The sequence below is a fragment of the Streptomyces sp. NPDC014995 genome, assembly GCF_043080745.1.
In the GTDB taxonomy this organism is placed as follows: Bacteria; Actinomycetota; Actinomycetes; order Streptomycetales; family Streptomycetaceae; genus Streptomyces.
In genome coordinates this window covers 103,338-122,083 of the sequence record NZ_JBIBVX010000015.1, presented here as the reverse complement: position 1 = coordinate 122,083, position 18,746 = coordinate 103,338, and the positions used below count along the sequence as shown (strand labels likewise).

Below are 18,746 nucleotides of genomic sequence, written 5' to 3'. Positions count from 1 at the left end.
ACCCTCACAACCAAACAAAGAACACCAAACGAAGCGAGCAGTGCATGCGAACCCCCACTTATCTCGCTGCGGAGCTACGGCTCCCCACGAACTGGCTCGACTACTCGATCCTCGGGATCTACTTCGTGGTCGTCCTCGGCATCGGCTTCGCCGCCCGCCGCTCGGTGAAGACCAGCCTGGACTTCTTCCTCTCCGGCCGCTCCCTGCCGGCCTGGATCACCGGTCTCGCCTTCATCTCGGCCAACCTGGCGGCCACGGAGATCCTGGGCATGGCCGCCAACAGCGCTCAGTACGGCGCGTACACGGTCCACTGGTACTGGATCGGCGCCATCCCCGCCATGGTCTTCCTCGGCCTGGTGATGATGCCCTTCTACTACGGCTCCAAGGTCCGCTCGGTCCCCGAGTTCCTGCTGCTGCGCTTCGACAAGGGAGCGCACCTGCTGAGTTCCCTGCTGTTCGCCTTCGCCGCCATCCTGATCTCCGGCGTGAACCTGTACGCGCTCGCGATCGTCGTCGAGGCGCTGCTGGGCTGGCCGCAGTGGGTGGCGATCGTGGTGGCGGGCTTCTTCGTCCTGGCGTACATCACGCTGGGCGGCCTGTCCTCGGCGATCTACAACGAGGTGCTCCAGTTCTTCGTCATCCTGGCGGCCCTGATCCCGCTCACGGTGCTGGGCCTGAAGAGGGTCGGCGGCTGGGGCGGCCTGACGGACTCGCTGACGAGCACCCGCGGTGACGACTTCGTCACCGCCTGGGGCGGCACCGGCATCGGCACCGACAACCCGCTGGGCGCGAACTGGCTGACGATCGTGCTGGGCCTGGGCTTCGTCCTCTCCTTCGGCTACTGGACGACGAACTTCGCCGAGGTGCAGCGCGCCCTGTCCGCCAGGAACCTCTCCGCGGCCCAGCGCACGCCGCTGATCGCCGCGTTCCCGAAGATCTTCATCGTCTTCCTGGTGATGATCCCGGGTCTGGTGGCGGCGGTCCTGGTCCCGAGGATCGGCACCGCGGACTCGGACCTCCAGTACAACGACGCGATCCCGTACCTGATGGAACAACTGCTGCCCAACGGCGTCCTGGGCATCGCGGTCACCGGTCTCCTCGCGGCCTTCATGGCGGGCATGGCGGCGAACGTCTCGTCCTTCAACACGGTGTTCACCAACGACATCTGGGCGAGGTACGTGATGGTGGGGCGGCCGGACGCGTACTACGTCCGCTTCGGCCGGCTGATCACCGCGATCGGTGTGCTGGCGTCGATCGGCACGGCGTTCCTCGCGTCGTCGTTCTCGAACATCATGGCCTACCTCCAGACGCTGTTCTCCTTCTTCAACGTGCCGATGTTCGTCGTCTTCATCGTCGGCATGTTCTGGCGGCGGGCGTCGATGAAGTCGGGCTTCTGGGGTCTGCTGGCCGGCACCACGGCGGCGATGGTCAACTACTTCGTCCTCTACAAGCAGCAGATCATCGACATCCCCTCCGACCAGGGCGCGAACTTCGTCTCGGCCATCGCGGGCTTCGTCGCGGGCGCGGTGGTGATGGTCGCGGTCTCCCTCTTCACCGCCCCCAAACCGGACGAGGAACTCCAGGGCCTGGTCTACGGCACCCGCTCCCCCGGCATGGCCGAGCCACCCGCGGCGGGCGACGACGCCTGGTACCGCAAGCCGGCCCTGCTGGGCTGGGGCGCGGTGATCCTGGCGGCCGCCTGCTACATCCCGTTCTCGTTCTGAGCCCGCTGACGCTGATCGCGGGAGGATGGAAGGACCATGTCCGAGCAATACGAACCCGACGAGCGCGCCAAGGCAGCCGAGCGGCTGCGGCACGCGGGGTACTCCGAGGCCGACGTCCAGCGGGAAGTCACCGAGCTGGAACAGAAGTCCGCGACCGCGGCCCGCATCTTCGACCTGCGCCGCATCATCGGCGGCCTGTTCGTCGTCTACGGCGTCATCGTCACGATCGCCGGCCTCACGGACGGCGACGCGGCCATCGACAAGGCCCAGGGGATCAACATCAACCTCTGGACGGGCCTGGGAATGCTGCTGCTGGGGATCTTCTTCCTGGCCTGGCTGAAGCTGAGGCCGATGGCGCATCCGACACCGCCGTTGCCGCCGGTACCGCCGGAGGCGGCGGGACCGGCGGGACCGGCGGGACCGGCCACGGGGGAACCGCCTCGGGCGGAATAACGGTGCATCCGTGCCGTCCGGGGCTGGAGTCCACGGCGGGTCCAGCCCCGGACGGATCTCCCTCCGCCTGCGTCAGACGGTCCCGAACCAGTCCTGGCGAGGCCGGGAACCTCCGCGATGCCGTCCTCGGCGGCGGCCCCGGGGAACAGCTCGGGGACGTGGCCGTCGCCGACGGCGTGGACCGGCTGGGGGCCGTCCGGGAAGCGGGTGAGCGGGGCACCGGCGGGCCCCCGGGCGGGCGGCGCGGGCTTCCGCGCCGGGACGCATGACCGTCTCGTCGGGGACGATCACGTCCCGTTCCTCGTCTGTCCCGACCGGGGGCAGCATGAGGGGAAAGCAGGCGGTGGGGGCGGTGGGGGCAACCAAGTTCTGGCGGCTGTGGGCGTGGCTGGGCAACGTACTGGTGGTGGGTACAGCGTGACTCGCCGAAAGTATGGTGACGTGCGTCGAATACACCTGAATCGTGTTACAGATCAAGGCTGTTGACAGTTGCTGGGACCGGCCCGCTCGATGTGCCGGCTTCACGGGGACAGGGGAGGGGTTCGCGCATGGCGTGGGACGAATGGGAACAGCTGAAGTCGGAGGCGGCCGCGGGGGGCTCGTCCCGCATGCGGCTGAACCAGTTGGATCCCGGGAGCGGTCCGGTACGTCCCGCGCCGGATCCCGGTCAGTACGGCGAGCTGAAGGCGAACCAGGGTGATCTGGCGAAGATCGGCACTCACGCGTTCGACCTGTACAACGATCTCTGGGACAAGGGCCGCAGGGCCGTCCCCACCAGTGAGAGTGCCGCCGGCACGCTCAGCAAGGGGGGTTTCGCCCTGGGGGGCGCGCTCCGGCACGTCGCGCTGCGCTGGGACGAGCAGCTGGGGTCCCTCAGGGACGCGTGCGCGCACATCTCGAACCACATGACGGTCACCAAGAAGCTGCACGTCGGTGATGACCACTACATCCGTCGGCAGATGAGCAGTATCGACGTGCTGGACGCGGGCTTCGACGAACGGGTGGGTGAACCCGGCAAGCCCAACGCGGTGTACGGCGAGAAGGACGAGAAGAAGGGCACGAAGGACTGATGGATCTCGATGCCCTTCGCAACGCCGACTTAGCTCTGCTGGACGACGCCGTCGATGACTGGTCGAAGATGGTCGATGACCTCGAAACGCTGATGGACGCCGCCGAGAAGGGGCTGCGGGGCGCTGCCAACAAGGCGAACTGGGCGGGTGTCAACGCCGCCGTGTCGAAGGAGTTCATCGGCAAGACGGCCGGGGAGTTCGCGGACGCGCACAGCCAGGCGTCGTCCATCCACAAGATCCTCGGTGATACCCGGGACGAGCTGAAGCTCTACAAGGGGCAGCTGAACGACGCCATCGAGCGGGGCCGTCAGAAGAATGTGACGGTGATCGGCTACGAGGGCGGGTTCACCGTCACCACGAACGTCCCGCCGGAGGGCCGCGCCCAGCAGAACCAGGACAGCCAGGGCGAGATCACCGCGCTGCGTGACGAGATCCAGGGGATCCTGGACAAGGCCACCGAGAGCGACACCACGGCCGGCACTGTCCTCATGGCCATCGCCGACCGGAGCAAGCTGGGGTTCTCGGACGTCGACTACTCCGACCGGGACTCCGCGGCCAAGGCTCTGAAGAACGCCGAGGAGTTGGCGGACCTGGCCAGGCAGAAGCCGGAGGACCTGTCGCCCGCGGAGTTCGACCGGCTCAACAAGGGTCTGAAGGACCACGCCGGCGACGAACTGTTCGCGGAACGCTTCGCCACGCGCCTGGGGGCACAGGGAACCCTGGACTTCTGGACCGGCATCAACGACCGGCACAGCGCCTGGCAGGTCGGGCAGGCGCGGGCCGACCAGTACGACGACCTGCAGAAGAATCTCAGCCTCACCCTCGCCACGGCTTCGCAGAGCGACACCGCCGACATGACGGCATGGAAGTCGACCATGGTCGACCTGGTCGACAAGCCGGCCGGCCGAGGCGGCGGCTTCCCGCTCGGCGGCCAGGTCATGTCCAACCTCATGCGGTGGGGTGACTACGACGACCGTTTCCTCGTCGACTACGGCGACAAGCTGATCCAGACGGAGAAGAAGTTCACCAGCAACGGCCGTCACGGCGCCTGGAGCCGCACGGGCGCCGACCAACTCCTCAACCACACGGGCACCGACTCGGGCCATGACCCGATGACCGGCTACCTCAAAGCCCTGTCCAACAGTCCGGACGCGGCGACCCAGTTCTTCAACGACACCTTCGTCACCAAGGACGAGGACCACGACTTCACCCACGACACGGACGGCGACGGCAAGCAGGGCAAGCGAACCCTCAGCAACTTCGACTACCTCTTCGAGGAACGCGACTGGCCCCAGGACAAGGACGACAAGGGCGAGGACAGCATCGCCGGACGGAACAATCTGGCCCTCGCCCTGGAGGCGGCGACCACGGGGCATCCGGCGGGGGAAATGCCGACGGCGGACGCGCCACCTCACAATGCCGGGCAGGCGAAGCTCATGGAGAGCTTGGTGGCCTCGATCGGGGACGATCCCGAGCGGCTGACCAAGCACGGATACATGTCCGACAGCATCGGTCAGATCACCTCGGAGTATCTGCCCGATATGAACCGAGCCATGAGCGACGTACCAAGACAGGACAAAAACGGGGAGGTGACGGATCAGTGGCGGGACATCGAGAAGCTGTACCCGGTCGCCGGCTCCGAGGCCGAGCTCCAGCACACGGACGTGACCAAGCTGCTCTTCGCTGTCGGTCAGAACGCAGAGGGTTACGCCGCCGTCGAGGTCGGCCAGAAGGCTTACATGGGAAAGCTGATGGACTACCACTTGGATCCCAGCCTGCCCGAAGCTCAGCGCGTCTCCGACGACCACAAGCTCATCATCGAGCAAATCGCGTCGAAGTCGGGTGAAGTATCCGGCACCCTCAACCTGGGTGCCCGAGAGGCCATCGGATCCGAAGCCTCGGACAAGGACAAGGCGTACGAACACTCGGTGGCCCAGCGCAAGAACTGGATTTCCGGTGGGGTGGGCACCCTTGTCGGCGTCGGAACCTCCTTCGTCGCTACCCCGTGGGTGGGAGCACTGACCGGCGGAGCTGCTGGGACGGCGACCAGCGTCATCTTGGAATCGGTATTCCAGGACGCCGAAGGACACGCCCTGGAGGATGCCCGCAAGGATGGTGGGCAATTCTGGCAGGAAGGCCAGATGAGAAACACGGTGATCGCGGAAGGCGGAGCGCGAACTGCGGCCGAGAAGTACGGATCGGTGGATGTAGGCGATGCCGGGATGATTGCCCGCACGGCCGCCCAGCAAGGTTATCTGAATTCGCGAGCGATTGTTGAGGGAGCAGCCCCCGGCAGCATGACGGACTTCTGATTCCGTTCACCCCCACAGAAAGACACCGATGAACTCTCACCGAGCGATCCCAAGGAAGGCCAGCGCGGTTTCCGCCACCGTGCTCACGGCCCTTGCTTTCCTCCTCACGGGGTGCAGCGACGAGCAGCAGAAGCGCGAGTACGCGGTTCCCGGAGCACTGTGTGGAACAGCTGTCGACAGCGACGCTCTCACTTCCTTCCTTCCGCCAGGAAGCAAGATCACCGTAAAGGGCAAGGCTTACTCGGGAGCCGAGGGCTGCCAGGTCGTCGTCGACGACAAGCTGATCGTGACCGCTGCGCGCATGTGGCTGGAAGAGGGCAGGACAACGGCGTATGTTGCGGCCCGACAGTCCTTTGACACCCCCGACCAATCAGCAGAGGACGGACGGTTTAGGTATTCGGGACACGAAGCGTTCGGCAAGACTCGTGGCTGCGTTGACATGAAGTACAAGCAGGAGCTGTACACCGTGATCCAGGCAGAGGGCTCAGAACACCGGGATGCCGCAGCCATGAAGCGTCTCATTCTCTCCTTCACCGAGGCCGTCGAGAGGTCAGCCGAGTGCACGGAGGGCGCACAGTAAGGGCGGTGGCGTCCGAGACGCCGAACGAGCGCGTCGGCGACACGACAGGACAGCGGGTGGGAACCTCCGTCGGCAAAGGCGGACTCACGGGAGACCCGTAACCGCCTCGCGACCTGCGGCGGCGGCACCCCCTGCGCGAATAACTCGACGGCCTCGAACCGTACTTGCTTCCGCTGAGCCCGCTGCTTCGCGGTCAGGCCGCCCCCATCGGGATACCGCATGACCGGGATACACCCACCAGCGAGCTCCCATCACCCGAACCGAAAACCTCAGCAGTCGTCAGCGATCGGGTACATGTCGGCATAGGGGTCGGGCTCGCCGGTTCGCGGGTCCAGGCCCGCCACTAGCCGTCGGCGTTGCTCGCGCCAGCTGACGAACGTGTCTGTCCGCTTCCAGAGGGACGCATCGCCGAGTGGGCAGGCGTCGAACCGGCCCAGCATCATGCGGGTGATGAATCGGACCATGCCGCAGTCGAACAAGGCCCAAGGCGACTCGTCCCATGAGTGGTGCCGACGCCAGGCCACGACAGGCCACTTGTCCGGATCGGGGTCGTTCATCAGCCAAGCCATCTCGTTGGCGTTCATCCCGGACCCCCAGGGCAGAACGGCATCGGCACCGAGCGTCACGCCCGGGACACCTGCGTCCTCGTCCCAGAGCCCGCGCAGGCCGACTGTCATGCTTCCGATGTGACACGCTTCCCACCCGCGCACGTCACTCGGGAGCGGAGGCAGAATGACGAGGTCTCCGATATCGCCCACGCCGTACGTGTCCAGCAGAGCCTTGTAGTCACTCGGCAGCTTGGTGCCCAGCGCGGCTTCAGCCGCATCCCAGTCGATCCGCTCGCCACCTGCCAAGTCCGCCGACACCAGATCGAGCAGTACGGCCACGTCAGGATGAAGGCCCATGGCGGAGTCCCCTTGAGTAGTCAGGCCGGCCCCTCGCCGAACAAGTCCCGCGCGTCGGTGACCTGGTAGGAGCGGTCGAGCCAGGTGCCCAGCTCGTCCATGTCGGTGGAGGAGAGGACGCGGTCGCGGACGGAGTCGGGGACGTCGATCCGCCGCCACCGGAGGTTGCGCAGGATGCTCTCCGCCCTCTCCTGAACCCGGCCTTCTTCCCTGCCTTCCTCGCGGCCTTGTTCGCGAACCTGCTCGGCGAGCGGGTGCCGCCAGAAGTACTGAGTCGCCGTCATCAGGTCCCTCCACATCTGCTGGGCCTGGGGGTCTGCCAGGCACGAGTCGACGAGTGAGCAAAGACCGCGGCACTGTCCGCGTCGATGGTCCGCAGGGCAGTTGCCAGGGATTCCAGTATGGCTGCGGCTTTCGGTCCCCGGCCGTGCGTCATGGCCGACAGCACCGCAAGGGGCGGGTCGTCCACGGCCCCCTGCTGGTCGGCGATCACGGGCACGTTGTCCGGCCCCAGGACGAACGGCCAAAACAAGTTACGCGGCGGCCAGGTCACACCACACGTACTTGCCCCGGTGCCCGAACCGGGACAGCGGCTGCCAGCCCCAGACGTCCGCGCAGGCCCGCACCAGGGCGAGGCCCCGGCCGTCCTCCGCGTCGGCCAGCTCCTCGAACTTGGCGGGCGGGTCGGGCGGTTCGGGGTCCGCGTCCCAGGCTCCGACCCGGAGGACTCCGTCGGCGTAGCGGACGCGGAGGGCGGCGGGGCCGGTGGTGTGCCGCACGGCGTTCGCGATCAGCTCCGTGGCGATCAGCTCGGCGGTGTCGGCCAGGTGGATCAGCCCGTGGAGGGTGAGGATCAGGCGGAGGGTGCGGCGGGAGACGGGAACGGCTCTGGGGTCGTTGGGGATGTAGAGGGAGTACTCCCAGGGTTTGGGCATGGCGGAACTCCGTTCGGCGACGGGGGAGGTTGAGGGCGCGGTGGCAGTGCCGCGGCCGTCGTGGCAGGACGGGGCGGTGCGCTTCCGCTGGGTGAGGTTCGCGTCACTGACGGTATTTCCTAACATTAGGAAGGCGCAAGCCGTTGCCCTATCCTGGCCCTCGAACGAGGTACGTGCTCACGGCAGTTGAGACGAGGAGGCGCCCGGTGCCACCGAAGCGGCATCTCACGGCCCGCAGGGTGCGACTGGGCGCCGAGCTGCGCAAACTCCGCGAGGCGACGGGCATGAGGGCTCGGGAAGCTGCGGCGCTGCTCGGCGCCGACGGAGTCCAGATGAGCCAGATCGAGTCCGGCGTCGCGGGGGTGAGCGCGGAACGCGTACGTCGACTGGCGGCCCATTACGCCTGCACGGACGAGGCCTTGATCGAGGCGCTGGTCGCGATGGCGACCGATCGGACGCGAGGCTGGTGGGAGGAGTACCGGGGAGTCCTGCCACCGGTGAACCTGGACCTGGCCGAGGCGGAGCATCATGCGACGTTTCTGCGCGAGGTCGTCATCACTTACGTTCCCGGGCTCCTCCAGACACCGGAATACGCACGGGCCGTCTTCGGGTTCATGCGCCCGGAGCTACCGGAGAGCGAGCTGACGCCCCGGGTGGAGCATCGCATGCGGCGGCGCACTGTCATTGAGGGCGATGACCCCACCCCGTACGACGCGATCGTCCACGAGTTCGCCCTGCGCATCCGCGTCGCCGATCGCCCGGTCTCCCGTGCTCAACTCCACCGGATCCTGGAGCAGACCGAGCAGGGGCACGTCACGGTGCGCGTCATCCCCACCGACCAGGACGGTTTCGGCGGTGCCGGCGCCTCGATGATGTACATGGGCGGTGCGGTACCCCAACTCGACACCGGGCTACGAGAAGGGGCAACCGGCACGGCGTTCATCGATGCTGAGCCCCAACTGAGAACGCTTCGAACGCTTTTCCGTAAGGTGGAGAAGGCGACGCTCGATCCCAGCGCGTCCCGGGACTTCATCCACCGCTTGTCGAAGGAACTGTGAGGCGTCCTCATGACCCAGGCCCTGCACTGGCAGAAGTCCACGTTCTCCGGCGGCGCCGAAGGCAACGCCTGCGTCGAACTCGCCGCCTCCCCCAACGCCGTCCACCTCCGCGAAGGCGACACCCCCGCCACGCACCTCACCACCACCCCCACCGCCCTCGCCCACCTGCTCGCAGGCATACGTTCGGGCGGCGGGACCGTCAGCTCAGCTTGATGAGCTGGGCGTCGACGACGGCGGCCGGGATCGACGGCGTGCCGCTGAGGTACGCCACCGTGTTGCCCGAGCGGAGGATCACGGCCTTGGTCGGGGTCTTCTTGCCGGACCGTTCCACCGTGACGCCCAGGCCCATCGCCTGGTCCGTGCCTTCGGGGGCGAGTTCCGGGGCGACCTTGCCGGCCTTGTGCTCCTCCCCGTCGACCGTCGCCGTGAAGCCGGCCGCGCACTCGTCGAGGGCCGTGCCGATCGCGTCCATCGCCGTCTGGGCCTGGTCGGACTCGTACTCGGCGAGGACGACGGTGACCACCGCGCCCTCGCCGGACGCCTCGCGTACGACCGTGGACGTCGGCTTGCCGACCGGCGTGCCGGACAGGGCGTAGGCCAGCGGGGCGCAGGCGTTCTGGGTGACCTTCACCGACCGGCCGTCGGCCGGCGTGGAGACCGTGAAGCCGTCCGCGTCGCGGGACGCGAGCGCCGCGCCGCCCAGGCCTCCGGCCCTGGCCGTGGCGCCCGGCTGGGCGGTGGGCTTCAGCAGGCCGTCGGTGCCGCTTCCCCCGCCACCGCTCGCCACGTCGCAGGCCGACAACAGCGCGCACAGCACGACGGCAGTGGTTGCCGAACGCTGTCGCGTCATCCGAGTCTCCTTCACTCCACCCCTCGGTTCTCCTGGGCGCGGGACCGTCGTCACCTCGGACGTACGAGTCTTTGGTACTCCAGTGCCCATACGCCGGACCGCTTGCGGATCTCTCTCACGACGCTCTCCTCGACAGGGCCCTCACCGGAGAGAATGCGCGCCGCCTCGTCCTGACAGGACTGCTCGAACTCGACGGCCCCCCGGGCCGCGGGAACGCTCTCCGCCAGACATTCCGCCGCACGGAGAGCGATCTCCGAGAAATCCGCCTCGGTTGCCGTGCTCTCCGCCGCGGGCAACGCCCGGAAAAGGTTTCTGACCAGCCGCGAGTAATCGGCCACGAAGTCACGCGGCAACAATGCGGGCGGAAACTCGCCCGAGAGTTTCTCGTTCGCCGATGCCGCGTCCGCCAGCAGGCGCTCCCTCAGTTCGTAACCGCGAAACGCCCGCCAGATGGCGCTGACTCCCGCATCGACCCGGTAGTAGAGCTGCTGGAGACGTTCCTCGTCGGAAGCGATGACGAAGACGGCCCCGCCCACACGAGCAGCCGCGGAACAGCCGAACAGCACCGCCTTCTCACCATTCAGGGACGGCATGGGCAGAACTCACCTCCAGGACGATGGGGTTGTGCTCGGAGCGAGGCAGCCCGAGCACAACCCGCATTCTATCTTTAAGGCCATTCGGCCGTTGTGTCCGATGTGATCCTGGCTCCCACCCGTGAGAGGAAGTTCTGGCATGCGGGGCAGATCGGCCGGCTCACCACCAGAAGTCTCGGCTTGATCTGGAGGATTCCGGCCGCCTCGAAGAACATCTTGGTCTCCGCGTGCCAGAGGTGTTCCTTCTTGACCGTCTTCAACGGCTGCGGAACCCGGATGGCGAGCGTTCCGGCCCCGAGGTCCGGGAGCCGCTGCCACTGCCCGGCCGTCAAGTCCGCGCGAGCACCGACCGCGACGATGTCCAGTCCCTGGGCGCTGCCGGGCACATCGGCGTGGAGAGCACCCATCGTGCGCCAGCCCGCTCCGGCTCCGGCCGCGTCCGTGATGTCGTCCACCATGTCGGTGAGGTGGTCGATGTCGCCGCCGCCGGTGCCGCAGTTGTGGACGAGCAGCGGCGCTCCGCCCGCCAGCACGTAGTAGGTGTGCAGGTCACCGACGGTGAGGTTGTGGACGGTGGCCCGCTGGGTCGTCCAGCGCTCGACCGCCGTGACCTGGACGTAGGTGCCGGCGCTGGTGCGCAGCCACTCGCCCGTCCTCAGGTCCGTGGCGTCGACCCACTCGCCCAGTTCGGGGACCCAGAACGGGTGTCCCTCGGTGGCCGTCACCTGAGCGGTCTTCTCGCCGTCGCCGACCGCGACGGTCACCTTGACCAGGTGCTTGACGCCCTCGCCGACGATCTCGGCGGTGACCGTCTCAACGGCGGTCTCACCGGTCTCCGGGTCGGTCGCCAGGACCCTGTCACCGTTCTTGACATCCTCGATCGGCTTGGCGGTGCCGTCGGCCATCAGGACCCGGGTGCCGGGGACGAAGCTGTTGTTGATCGGGCAGCTGGCACCGGACGCGCCGCTGTCGCCACCGCCTCCTCCTGACGACTGCTTCCTCGCCTTCGCCTGCTGCGGCTTCGGCTCGGCCTTCTTCGCCGCCGTCTTCCGTGCCTTCTGGATCGCGTTACCCGTCTTCTGCGCGGCCTTTTTCGCCTGCCGGGTAGCCGCTTCCTTGGCCTTCTTCTTCAGCTGTGCCGCCAGCGCGGCTGCCTTCTTCTTGGCCTCGGCCGCCTTGCGGGCCAGCTCACGGGCCTTCCGGGCCAGCTCGATGATCTTGCGGGCCTTCTCCTTGGCCTTCATCAAGGCGTTGACGGCCTTCGCGATCCGGTACGCCGCCTTGGCGATTCCGAGGGCCTTGTACGCCTTCGTCCAGGGGATGGCGTTGAGGAACAGCTCGCCGCACGCCCAGACGTCGCCCCGTGAGAAGCAGCCCACCACGCTGTTCCAGCCGACGAACTCCTTCAGAGCCGCCCAGCCGATGGACAGGATCACATCCGACACCGACGTGTTCAGCGTCTTCTTCGCCGCCGCCTCTTCCGACGCCGACGGGCCTCCGTACTCCGAGCTGCCGCCCTCCGACGCCAGACCCGACGGGTCGGCGAAGGTGACCGGGTTGTTCTCGCAGTACACGTAGCCGTTGATCTGGACCGGGTCGGCCAGGTCCAGGACCGGGTCCGGGGAGAGGAAGCGGCCCGTGTTCGGGTCGTACTCCCGCGCGCCCAAGTGGACCAGACCGCTTCCCGCGTCCTCGCCGCCTCCGACGTAGCCCCGGTGGGAGCGCCAGGTACCCGGCTCCGACCGCTCGACGCCGAACGGGTCCGTCTTGGAGAACTTGACCCTGTTGCCCGAGGTCAGCGCCACGTTGATGTACGCGGTGCCGTTCTGGTCGGTGACCTGGACGGACAGTTCCGCCGCGCCCGTGCCCTGCGCGTGACGCATCACGGTCGGCGCGCCCGGCTGGGAGTAGTAGCGCTCGGTGTAGGCGGGACCGCCGGCCGCGTTGACCGAGATCGTCGACTCGCCGAGGTACAGGGTGCGCTCGGTGGCGGAGATCGCCATCAGGCGGCCTCCGTCACCGCCGTAGATGTACTTCGTCTGCTTGTCCGGCACCCACGACTGGGCCGCCGTGCCGTTGCAGGTGTACATCTGGAGGTCGGTGCTGTCGGCCGAGTTGGAGCTCGGGACGTCCAGGCACTTGTCCGACGAGATGTGCTTCAGGGTGCCGGTGGACGTCGCCGTCCACTGCTGGGCCGCCGTGCCAGTGCAGTCCGCGATGACGGCCAGCGTGCCGTTGGCCGTGCCGGCGTCCTTGGGGACCACGCACTTGCCCAGGACCTTCAGCGCGCCCGTCGACGGGGTCGCGGAGGACGCCGGGTCGATGCGGAACTTCTGCGCCTTGGAGCCGTTGCAGGTGTACAGCTGGACCGGCGTGCCGGCCGTCGTCGACGCGTTGGCCAGGTCCAGGCACTTGTCCGCCAGGCCCTTCCAGGCGCCGGAGCCGTTCTCGCCGAAGCCGGTGACCGTCTCGACCTGGCCGTCCCACGTCCAGGACAACGCCTGCTCGGAGCCGTCGTACGTGCGCGTGAGGGTGTTGCCCGCGTCGTCGTACGTGAGCGTCGTCGCCTTGGTGACGCGAGCGCCCGAGTCCGCCTGGTAGGAGGAGGACATGCCGGTCAGCGTGTGCGGCCGGGTGCCGTCCGCCTTGCCGTACGTGTAGTCGGTCGTCGCGTCCTTGGTGGTGTCCAGGCCCGGGTCGTGCTCGACGAGCCTCTTGCGGTTGCCCATCGCGTCGTACGTGTACGACTGCCAGTAGCCGCTGTTCGCCGCCGTGACGTTGGTCGTGCCGTCCGAGTACTTCGGGGCCGCCGTCGTCTTGCCGGTGGCCGTGCAGCTGGTCGGAGCGGTCCACGCCTCGGTCAGCTGGCCCAGCGCGTCGTAGGTGAAGCACTGGCGGTCGGTCGTCGAGTTCGCGGTGTCCGCGATCGACGTGACGTTGCCGGCCGGGTCGTAGGCGTAGGCACGGGAGTTGACGCGGTGGCCGGTGACGGCCGTGGTGTCGCTGGTCGACTCGCGGTCGACGATGCTGCGGGTGAGTTCGCCCGTCGCCTCGTCGTACAGGTTCGTCGTCCAGACGCGGTTGGGGTTCTCGCCGCTGACCGTGCGCAGGACCTGACCGTACGGGGAGTAGGAGGTCTGCGCGGTGTACCAGGCCAGGCCCGAGGTGGAGACGGGCATGCCGTCGTCGTTGTAGCGGATCACCAGCTTCTCGGCGGGCAGGGTGCCCACGGACGGCAGGTTGACCGCCTCCATGGCGCCCGACTCCGAGTACTCGAAGCTGTAGGTGTAATCCTTCTGCAGGCCGTAGGAGAGCGCCACCGACTCGGGGATGGAGATCTTCTGGCCGGTCGGCTGGTAGTCGGCCGTGAAGCCGGTCACCGCCGTGGTGTACGCCAGCCCGTCCGTGTAGCGGGTCTGCGAGGTGGCCAGGCCGACGCCGCCGATCAGCGTGTCGTACGTGGTCTTCATCAGCAGGGTGCCGGTGGCGGAGTTCTCGCGCTGCTCGATCGGGCGGGACAGCTTGTCGTAGACCGTGTGGACGGCCGCGTTCTCGTCCGTGACCAGTTCCGGCCGGTCCAGGAGGTCGTACCGGGTCGTGGTCGTGCCCGTGTCCGGGTCGACGGCCTCGGTCTGACGGCCCCGGGCGTCGTACTTCCACGTCCAGAGGTTGCCCTGCGGGTCCTTCACCTCGACGCGGTAACCCCGCTCGTCGTACTTGTACGTCGTCGACCGGTACGCGGCGCGCAGCGCGTCCGTGTACGTGTCCACGCGGACCGTGCGGCCCATGGCGTCCGACCAGGTGCGCTGCGCGGCGGCGCCGGTCGGGTTGATCACCGTGGAGTTGTCGAGGCCGTACTCGTAGCGGGTCGCCTTCGTCGGGACCTCGGTGCCGTTGAGGTACGGGGTCTCGGTGAGGGTGCGGCCCAGGCCGTCGTACGCGTACAGCGTGGCGTTGGGGACCTGGTAGTCGGAGGCCAGCTCGAACAGGACGGTGGAGGGGTCGTCCTTGTCGTAGTACGCGTTGTTGGTCTGCTTGACGGTGCCGTTGGCGCTGTACAGGGTGTCCGTGATGAGGCGTCCGCCGCCGACCGCCGGTTCCTGCTTCTGGCGTTCGCGGCCGAGGCCGTCGTAGATGACGGTGGAGACGCCGTAGTCGCCGTTGTCGGTGAGGGACTCGGTGGTGATCGAGACCGGCTGGCCGATCGTGGTGTCGTACGTGATCTTCGCCGACGGCGACTTGGACGTGGGGCGGCTCGGGTTCCACACCTGGGTGGTGCGGCCGAGGGCGTCGTACGTGTACGTGGTGACCCGCCCGTTGACGTCCTCGTCGGTCAGGGCCACGCCGCGGCCGGGTTCGAGCGTGGTGGTCTCGCTCTGGTTCAGCGCGTTGGTGGTGGTGATCTGGAAGACCTGGCCCTTGTCGGGGATGTAGGTCGTGACGTCCTTGGTGGTCTCGGCGTTCGCGATGGCCAGGGCGTTCTTGGTGGACGTGGTGCGGCCGTACGCGTCGTACGTGATCTCGCCGTCCTTGACCCAGCCGCCGCCGGTGCCGGTGACCGCCCAGGTGGTGGTGGCGTTGCCGGTGGTCGGGGTGGCGCCGAGGGCGAGGCCGTCGTAGGCGACCTGGGAGCCGTCGATCCAGTCGGCGGCGGTCGCGGTGGCCGCCTGGGCGCAGGTGCCGGCGGTGGTCAGGGTCTGCTTGGCCAGGCCGATGAGGTGCTTGTCCGTGTTGTGGACGTACGACATGACCGTGCAGGTGTCGTCGTCCGCGTTGTTGACGGTGGTGTCGGCCGACCAGTCGTTGTACTCAGTGACCTGCGTCGGCAGGCCGTAGGTGTCCTCGTACTCCGTGACCGTGCGCAGGACGCGCAGGGTGCGCTTGTCGGTGCCCTGGCCGGAGGAGCGGGTGTAGGTGAGGGACTCGGGGGTGAGGACCCGCCAGGCCTTGAGGTCCGGGATGCCGCCGGTGCGGCTGCGGGAGGCGAGCTTCACCGCCTTCGGCTTGTCGACCGTGCGGGTCAGCCAGGTGGACGCGGTGGCCGAGTCGTAGGTGAGGGACTCGGCGACGCGGCCGGCGAAGGGCTCCTCGTCCGTCGCGATCGTGGCGCCGTCGGTGTCCTTCACGATGACCGAGCGGGTGCCGCCGCCCGGCAGCGGGTCGCCGTCCATGCCCCGGAAGTAGCGGGTCTCCGTCAGACCCTGCTTGGTGGACATGTACGCGGTGCTGGAGTCGGCGCCGGTGTAGGTGCGCACCCGGGCGAAGCCGCGCCACTGGTCGTAGGTGCGGGTCTTCTTCTTGGAGAACTCCGCCTGGTTCAGGGCCCAGGCCGCGTCACCGAGGTACTCGTACGTCGTGGTGACCGGGTCGACGCCGGTGAGGGCGGGCAGCTCCTGGACCTTGTCGACGACGTACTTGTGGAACCAGTCGATCGTCTCCTTGTCCGGATCCGGGTGCCAGTAGGACGGGAAGCACAGGCCGACGTTCGACTCCGGCTTGGGGAACGCGCCGTCCACCTTGCAGGAGTCGGTCTTGTAGTGGACGACGGTCTCGCCGCCGTACTCGCTGACGACCCGGCCGATGCGCAGCCGGTCGAAGGCCGGGTTCGGGTCGCTCGCCCCCCGCTTGACGCGGTTGGGCATCGAGACGCTGTTGGCGAGGAACTGCACCGGGTTCAGGGCGATGGCCTCGCCGTCGGTGCCGTAGCCGGTGCGGGTGATCGACTCCAGCCACAGGGCCGTGCCCTCGTCGGTGAGGTCGGCGGGCAGGGACTGCTGGAGCGTCCAGCTGTCCAGCTTCGTCAGCTCGGTGGAGCCCTGGGTGCGCTGGGTCCACGTGGTCACCTGGGCGAGCCGCTTGCGCGACCAGAAGGTGGGGACGGGGACGTAGCACTCCTTGCCGGCGGCGCAGTACAGGTCGGCCGGGGTGTCGTACCAGATGCGGTTCTTGGCGAAGTCGCCGGAGGCGAAGAGGTCGTTGGTGTCACTCTCCGTCGTGCAGGCGAGCTCGCCCTCCTTGAAGCAGCGCTCGTCGACCTCGAAGGTGACCTTGGAGATCGGGGCCGCGAACAGGTCGGCCGTGGTCAGGCCGTACTCGATGCGCTTGAGGTAGCCGCCGCGGTCGTAGGGGACGGGCGTCTTGAACTTCTGGTTCTTCGCGTAGTGGTTGGTCTCCTTCGCCCACCACAGCGTCATCGCGTTGCCGTTGACGTCGACGACGTAGTCGAGGTTCCAGCGCCAGGCCTCGGCGCAGAAGGATCCCGTGAAGTCGCCCGCCTTGTAGCAGGGTTCATTGCTCTGGTTGCTGGCGACCGGCGCGGTGAGGACGGAGTTGGTGACGGGCTGGCCGGTCTGCCAGTTGGGCAGCTTGTGCCGGCCGAAGTAGTACTGCGTGCCGTCCCGGGTGGTGACCCGCCAGTACTCGCCGTCCTGGTCGCCGTTGTCCAGGCCGGTGTTCTTCAGCAGCTCCACGCGCGAGCCGTCGCCGTTGGCGGTGACCCACTTGTCGCCGTACGGGCTGGTCGCGCTGTCGGGCAGGACCAGTTCGGTCGTCGTCCCGCCGAGCGTGAGCGTCGCGTTGTACGAGCCGAAGCAGAGGTCGCTGGTCTTCTTGGTGTTGTTGCCGTCGGTCTGGTCGTCGCGGCAGCTCTTGTAGGTGCGGGTGATGGAGCCCGCGTTGTACTCCCAGCCGTCGCCGATCCAGGAGGGCTGGTTGTTGGAGGCGGAGGTCCGCCCGTCCACGACCTGCGAGTTGTAGCCGAAGGACACCGACGGGGACGGGCCGCCCGGGACGCTCGGGGTCTGCAGGGTGTACGAGTACGTGAAGGCGCCGGAGTTGCCGCCGGCCGACCAGGATCCGGCGCTGACCAGCGGGGTCGCACCGAAGTCGCCCTTGGAGCCGGAGCCGGAGTCGGTGGCGAGGAGGACGGAGGAGCCGGAGCCGTCGGAGGCCGCGGCGAGCGCGGCCATGCGGGTGCCGGTCCGGGTCTTCGGCTCGCGGTACACCGCGTCGGTGACCGTGCCCTCCTGGGCGGCGGAGGCCGTGGAGGCGGTGGACGCCGTGCTGGTGCCGCCCGCCGCCAGGGCCTCGGTGGCGACGGTCGCCAGGATGCGGCGCTCGTACACCGGGTCGCCGTCGGCGTCGGTGCCGGTCTGCGCGACCACGTTGTCCGTGGAGACCTCGGTCGGCTCGGAGCAGCCCGCGGTGTCCGGGGTGGTCAGGAAGCACGCCGGGTACTGCACGAACGACAGCCGGTCCGCCCAGTTGGCGCCGTAGAGCTCGGAGAAGTCGGTGTAGTCCAGGGCGATCACGGCGTCGCCGCTCGCCTCGGTGGGCGGGGCGACCTTCAGGGCCACGCCCTCGATGGCGGTGGCGGCGAGTTCGTCCTGGCCCACGAGGGAGACCTGCCACTGGCCCTCCAGGGCGGCGGCCTCGGTCGTGGTGGCGGTCTCGGGGGCGCCGACCTCGACGGGGAGTGCCGTGCCGTCGGCCTGGGTGAGCGGGACCAGGTCGCCGGGGGTGAGGCCGGTGAGGTCCTGGGTGGCCGTGCCGCTTTCGGGGACGACGACCTGGCTCGGCTCGTACTCGGTGGGCTGTGCGGCCTCGGCCGTGGTCAGCTCGGCGAGTTGGCCACCCTCCTCGCCGTCGGCCTGCTCGGCGTCGGGGAGGTCGACCAGCTCGACCCCGCTGCGGTCGTCACCCGGTGGCAGCGCCGACGCGGCGGGCACGGCGCCCACCATCAGGGCCACCACGACCGAGCCGATGATGCCGGCGCGCATCCGCGCCCGTCTGCGGCGCTCGGCACGCGTGCTCACGTGCCTCGTCCTGCCGCTCCATGACAGCGATACCCACACAGCGGCAGCCCCCGTGCACACAGTTCCGTCCATTGACGAGCACGAATGCTGGGGCACGCGTTCACGGAAAGTCAACAAGCGAAATATGGGGGGTGATTTAGCTCACAGAGCGAATTCCCACGGTTTATAAGAAATGAGATTCGGCGGTTTATTACCGTCAAGATCCAGCCAAACGGAGGTCAATCATCCGCCAACGATGGGCAACTTGTGATCTTTTGCGGTACACCGCCCGAGTAGTGAACCGGCAGGCCACTCCTACTGGTTAGACGTATGGGCGAGCCACTTCGCTCCGGCCGCCAGGTCACGGAACGGCAAAGGGAATCGAGCGATCTGGCGCAATCCCTTCGCATCGGCCATGCTCTGTGCTCGCCTTCCCGGACCACCGAACACGGAATTACGGACCGGGGCGCCAC

Annotated in this window: 13 protein-coding genes and 1 pseudogene; 7 read left to right on the top strand and 7 right to left on the bottom strand. The window is 68.0% G+C overall.

Annotated features, from left to right (window positions below; genetic code table 11):
• Nucleotides 1–44 precede the first annotated feature (44 nt).
• From ACF1A1_RS28525 to ACF1A1_RS28505, 5 genes are all read left to right on the top strand, one after another.
• On the top strand, nt 45–1,724 hold the full coding sequence (locus tag ACF1A1_RS28525; protein WP_392003864.1) for a sodium:solute symporter family protein: 1,680 nt from the start codon (nt 45–47) through the stop codon (nt 1,722–1,724).
• 36 nt (nt 1,725–1,760) lie between these two features.
• On the top strand, nt 1,761–2,177 hold the full coding sequence (locus ACF1A1_RS28520; protein ID WP_392003863.1) for a hypothetical protein: 417 nt from the start codon (nt 1,761–1,763) through the stop codon (nt 2,175–2,177).
• Between the two features lie 548 nt (nt 2,178–2,725).
• Nucleotides 2,726–3,247 (top strand): hypothetical protein, encoded by a 522-nt coding sequence (locus ACF1A1_RS28515; protein ID WP_392003862.1) that lies wholly within the window; start codon nt 2,726–2,728, stop codon nt 3,245–3,247.
• The gene (locus ACF1A1_RS28510; protein ID WP_392003861.1) at nt 3,247–5,559 is read left to right on the top strand and encodes a hypothetical protein; all 2,313 of its coding nucleotides are present in this window, start codon (nt 3,247–3,249) and stop codon (nt 5,557–5,559) included. The genes ACF1A1_RS28515 and ACF1A1_RS28510 overlap by 1 nt, the downstream gene beginning before the upstream one ends.
• Nucleotides 5,560–5,587: 28 nt before the next feature.
• The gene (locus ACF1A1_RS28505) at nt 5,588–6,139 is read left to right on the top strand and encodes a hypothetical protein (protein ID WP_392003987.1); all 552 of its coding nucleotides are present in this window, start codon (nt 5,588–5,590) and stop codon (nt 6,137–6,139) included.
• Nucleotides 6,140–6,237: 98 nt separating this feature from the next.
• Here the strand turns inward: ACF1A1_RS28505 and ACF1A1_RS28500 are convergent.
• From ACF1A1_RS28500 to ACF1A1_RS28485, 4 genes and pseudogenes are all read right to left on the bottom strand, one after another.
• Nucleotides 6,238–6,360: pseudogene (locus ACF1A1_RS28500) on the bottom strand (DNA-binding protein); the annotation flags it as partial.
• A 48-nt stretch (nt 6,361–6,408) separates the two neighbouring features.
• Nucleotides 6,409–7,026: an SMI1/KNR4 family protein gene (locus ACF1A1_RS28495; protein ID WP_392003860.1), complete on the bottom strand. Its 618-nt coding sequence runs from the start codon at nt 7,024–7,026 to the stop codon at nt 6,409–6,411.
• A gap of 38 nt (nt 7,027–7,064) precedes the next feature.
• Nucleotides 7,065–7,328 carry a hypothetical protein gene (locus ACF1A1_RS28490; RefSeq protein ID WP_392003859.1) on the bottom strand — a complete coding sequence of 88 codons (264 nt, stop codon included), beginning with the start codon at nt 7,326–7,328 and terminating at the stop codon, nt 7,065–7,067.
• 249 nt (nt 7,329–7,577) lie between these two features.
• Entirely contained in the window at nt 7,578–7,979 is a 402-nt protein-coding gene (locus ACF1A1_RS28485) for an ATP-binding protein (RefSeq protein WP_392003858.1), read from the bottom strand.
• Nucleotides 7,980–8,185: 206 nt separating this feature from the next.
• On the opposite strand from ACF1A1_RS28485, the gene ACF1A1_RS28480 reads away from it, so the two are divergent.
• Both ACF1A1_RS28480 and ACF1A1_RS28475 read left to right on the top strand, forming a co-directional pair.
• Entirely contained in the window at nt 8,186–9,037 is an 852-nt protein-coding gene (locus tag ACF1A1_RS28480) for a helix-turn-helix domain-containing protein (protein ID WP_392003857.1), read from the top strand.
• A gap of 9 nt (nt 9,038–9,046) precedes the next feature.
• Nucleotides 9,047–9,250, top strand: coding sequence for a DUF397 domain-containing protein (locus ACF1A1_RS28475; RefSeq protein ID WP_392003856.1), 204 nt, complete (start codon nt 9,047–9,049; stop codon nt 9,248–9,250).
• Here ACF1A1_RS28475 and ACF1A1_RS28470 read toward each other — a convergent pair.
• The 3 genes from ACF1A1_RS28470 to ACF1A1_RS28460 form a co-directional block, all read right to left on the bottom strand.
• Nucleotides 9,237–9,887 (bottom strand): hypothetical protein, encoded by a 651-nt coding sequence (locus ACF1A1_RS28470; protein ID WP_392003855.1) that lies wholly within the window; start codon nt 9,885–9,887, stop codon nt 9,237–9,239. The genes ACF1A1_RS28475 and ACF1A1_RS28470 overlap by 14 nt on opposite strands.
• Nucleotides 9,888–9,937: 50 nt before the next feature.
• A complete protein-coding gene (locus ACF1A1_RS28465; RefSeq protein WP_392003854.1) occupies nt 9,938–10,480 on the bottom strand; it encodes a hypothetical protein in 543 nt (180 codons plus the stop codon).
• 74 nt (nt 10,481–10,554) lie between these two features.
• The gene (locus ACF1A1_RS28460) at nt 10,555–18,219 is read right to left on the bottom strand and encodes a ricin-type beta-trefoil lectin domain protein (RefSeq protein WP_392003979.1); all 7,665 of its coding nucleotides are present in this window, start codon (nt 18,217–18,219) and stop codon (nt 10,555–10,557) included.
• Between the last annotated feature and the right edge of the window lie 527 nt (nt 18,220–18,746).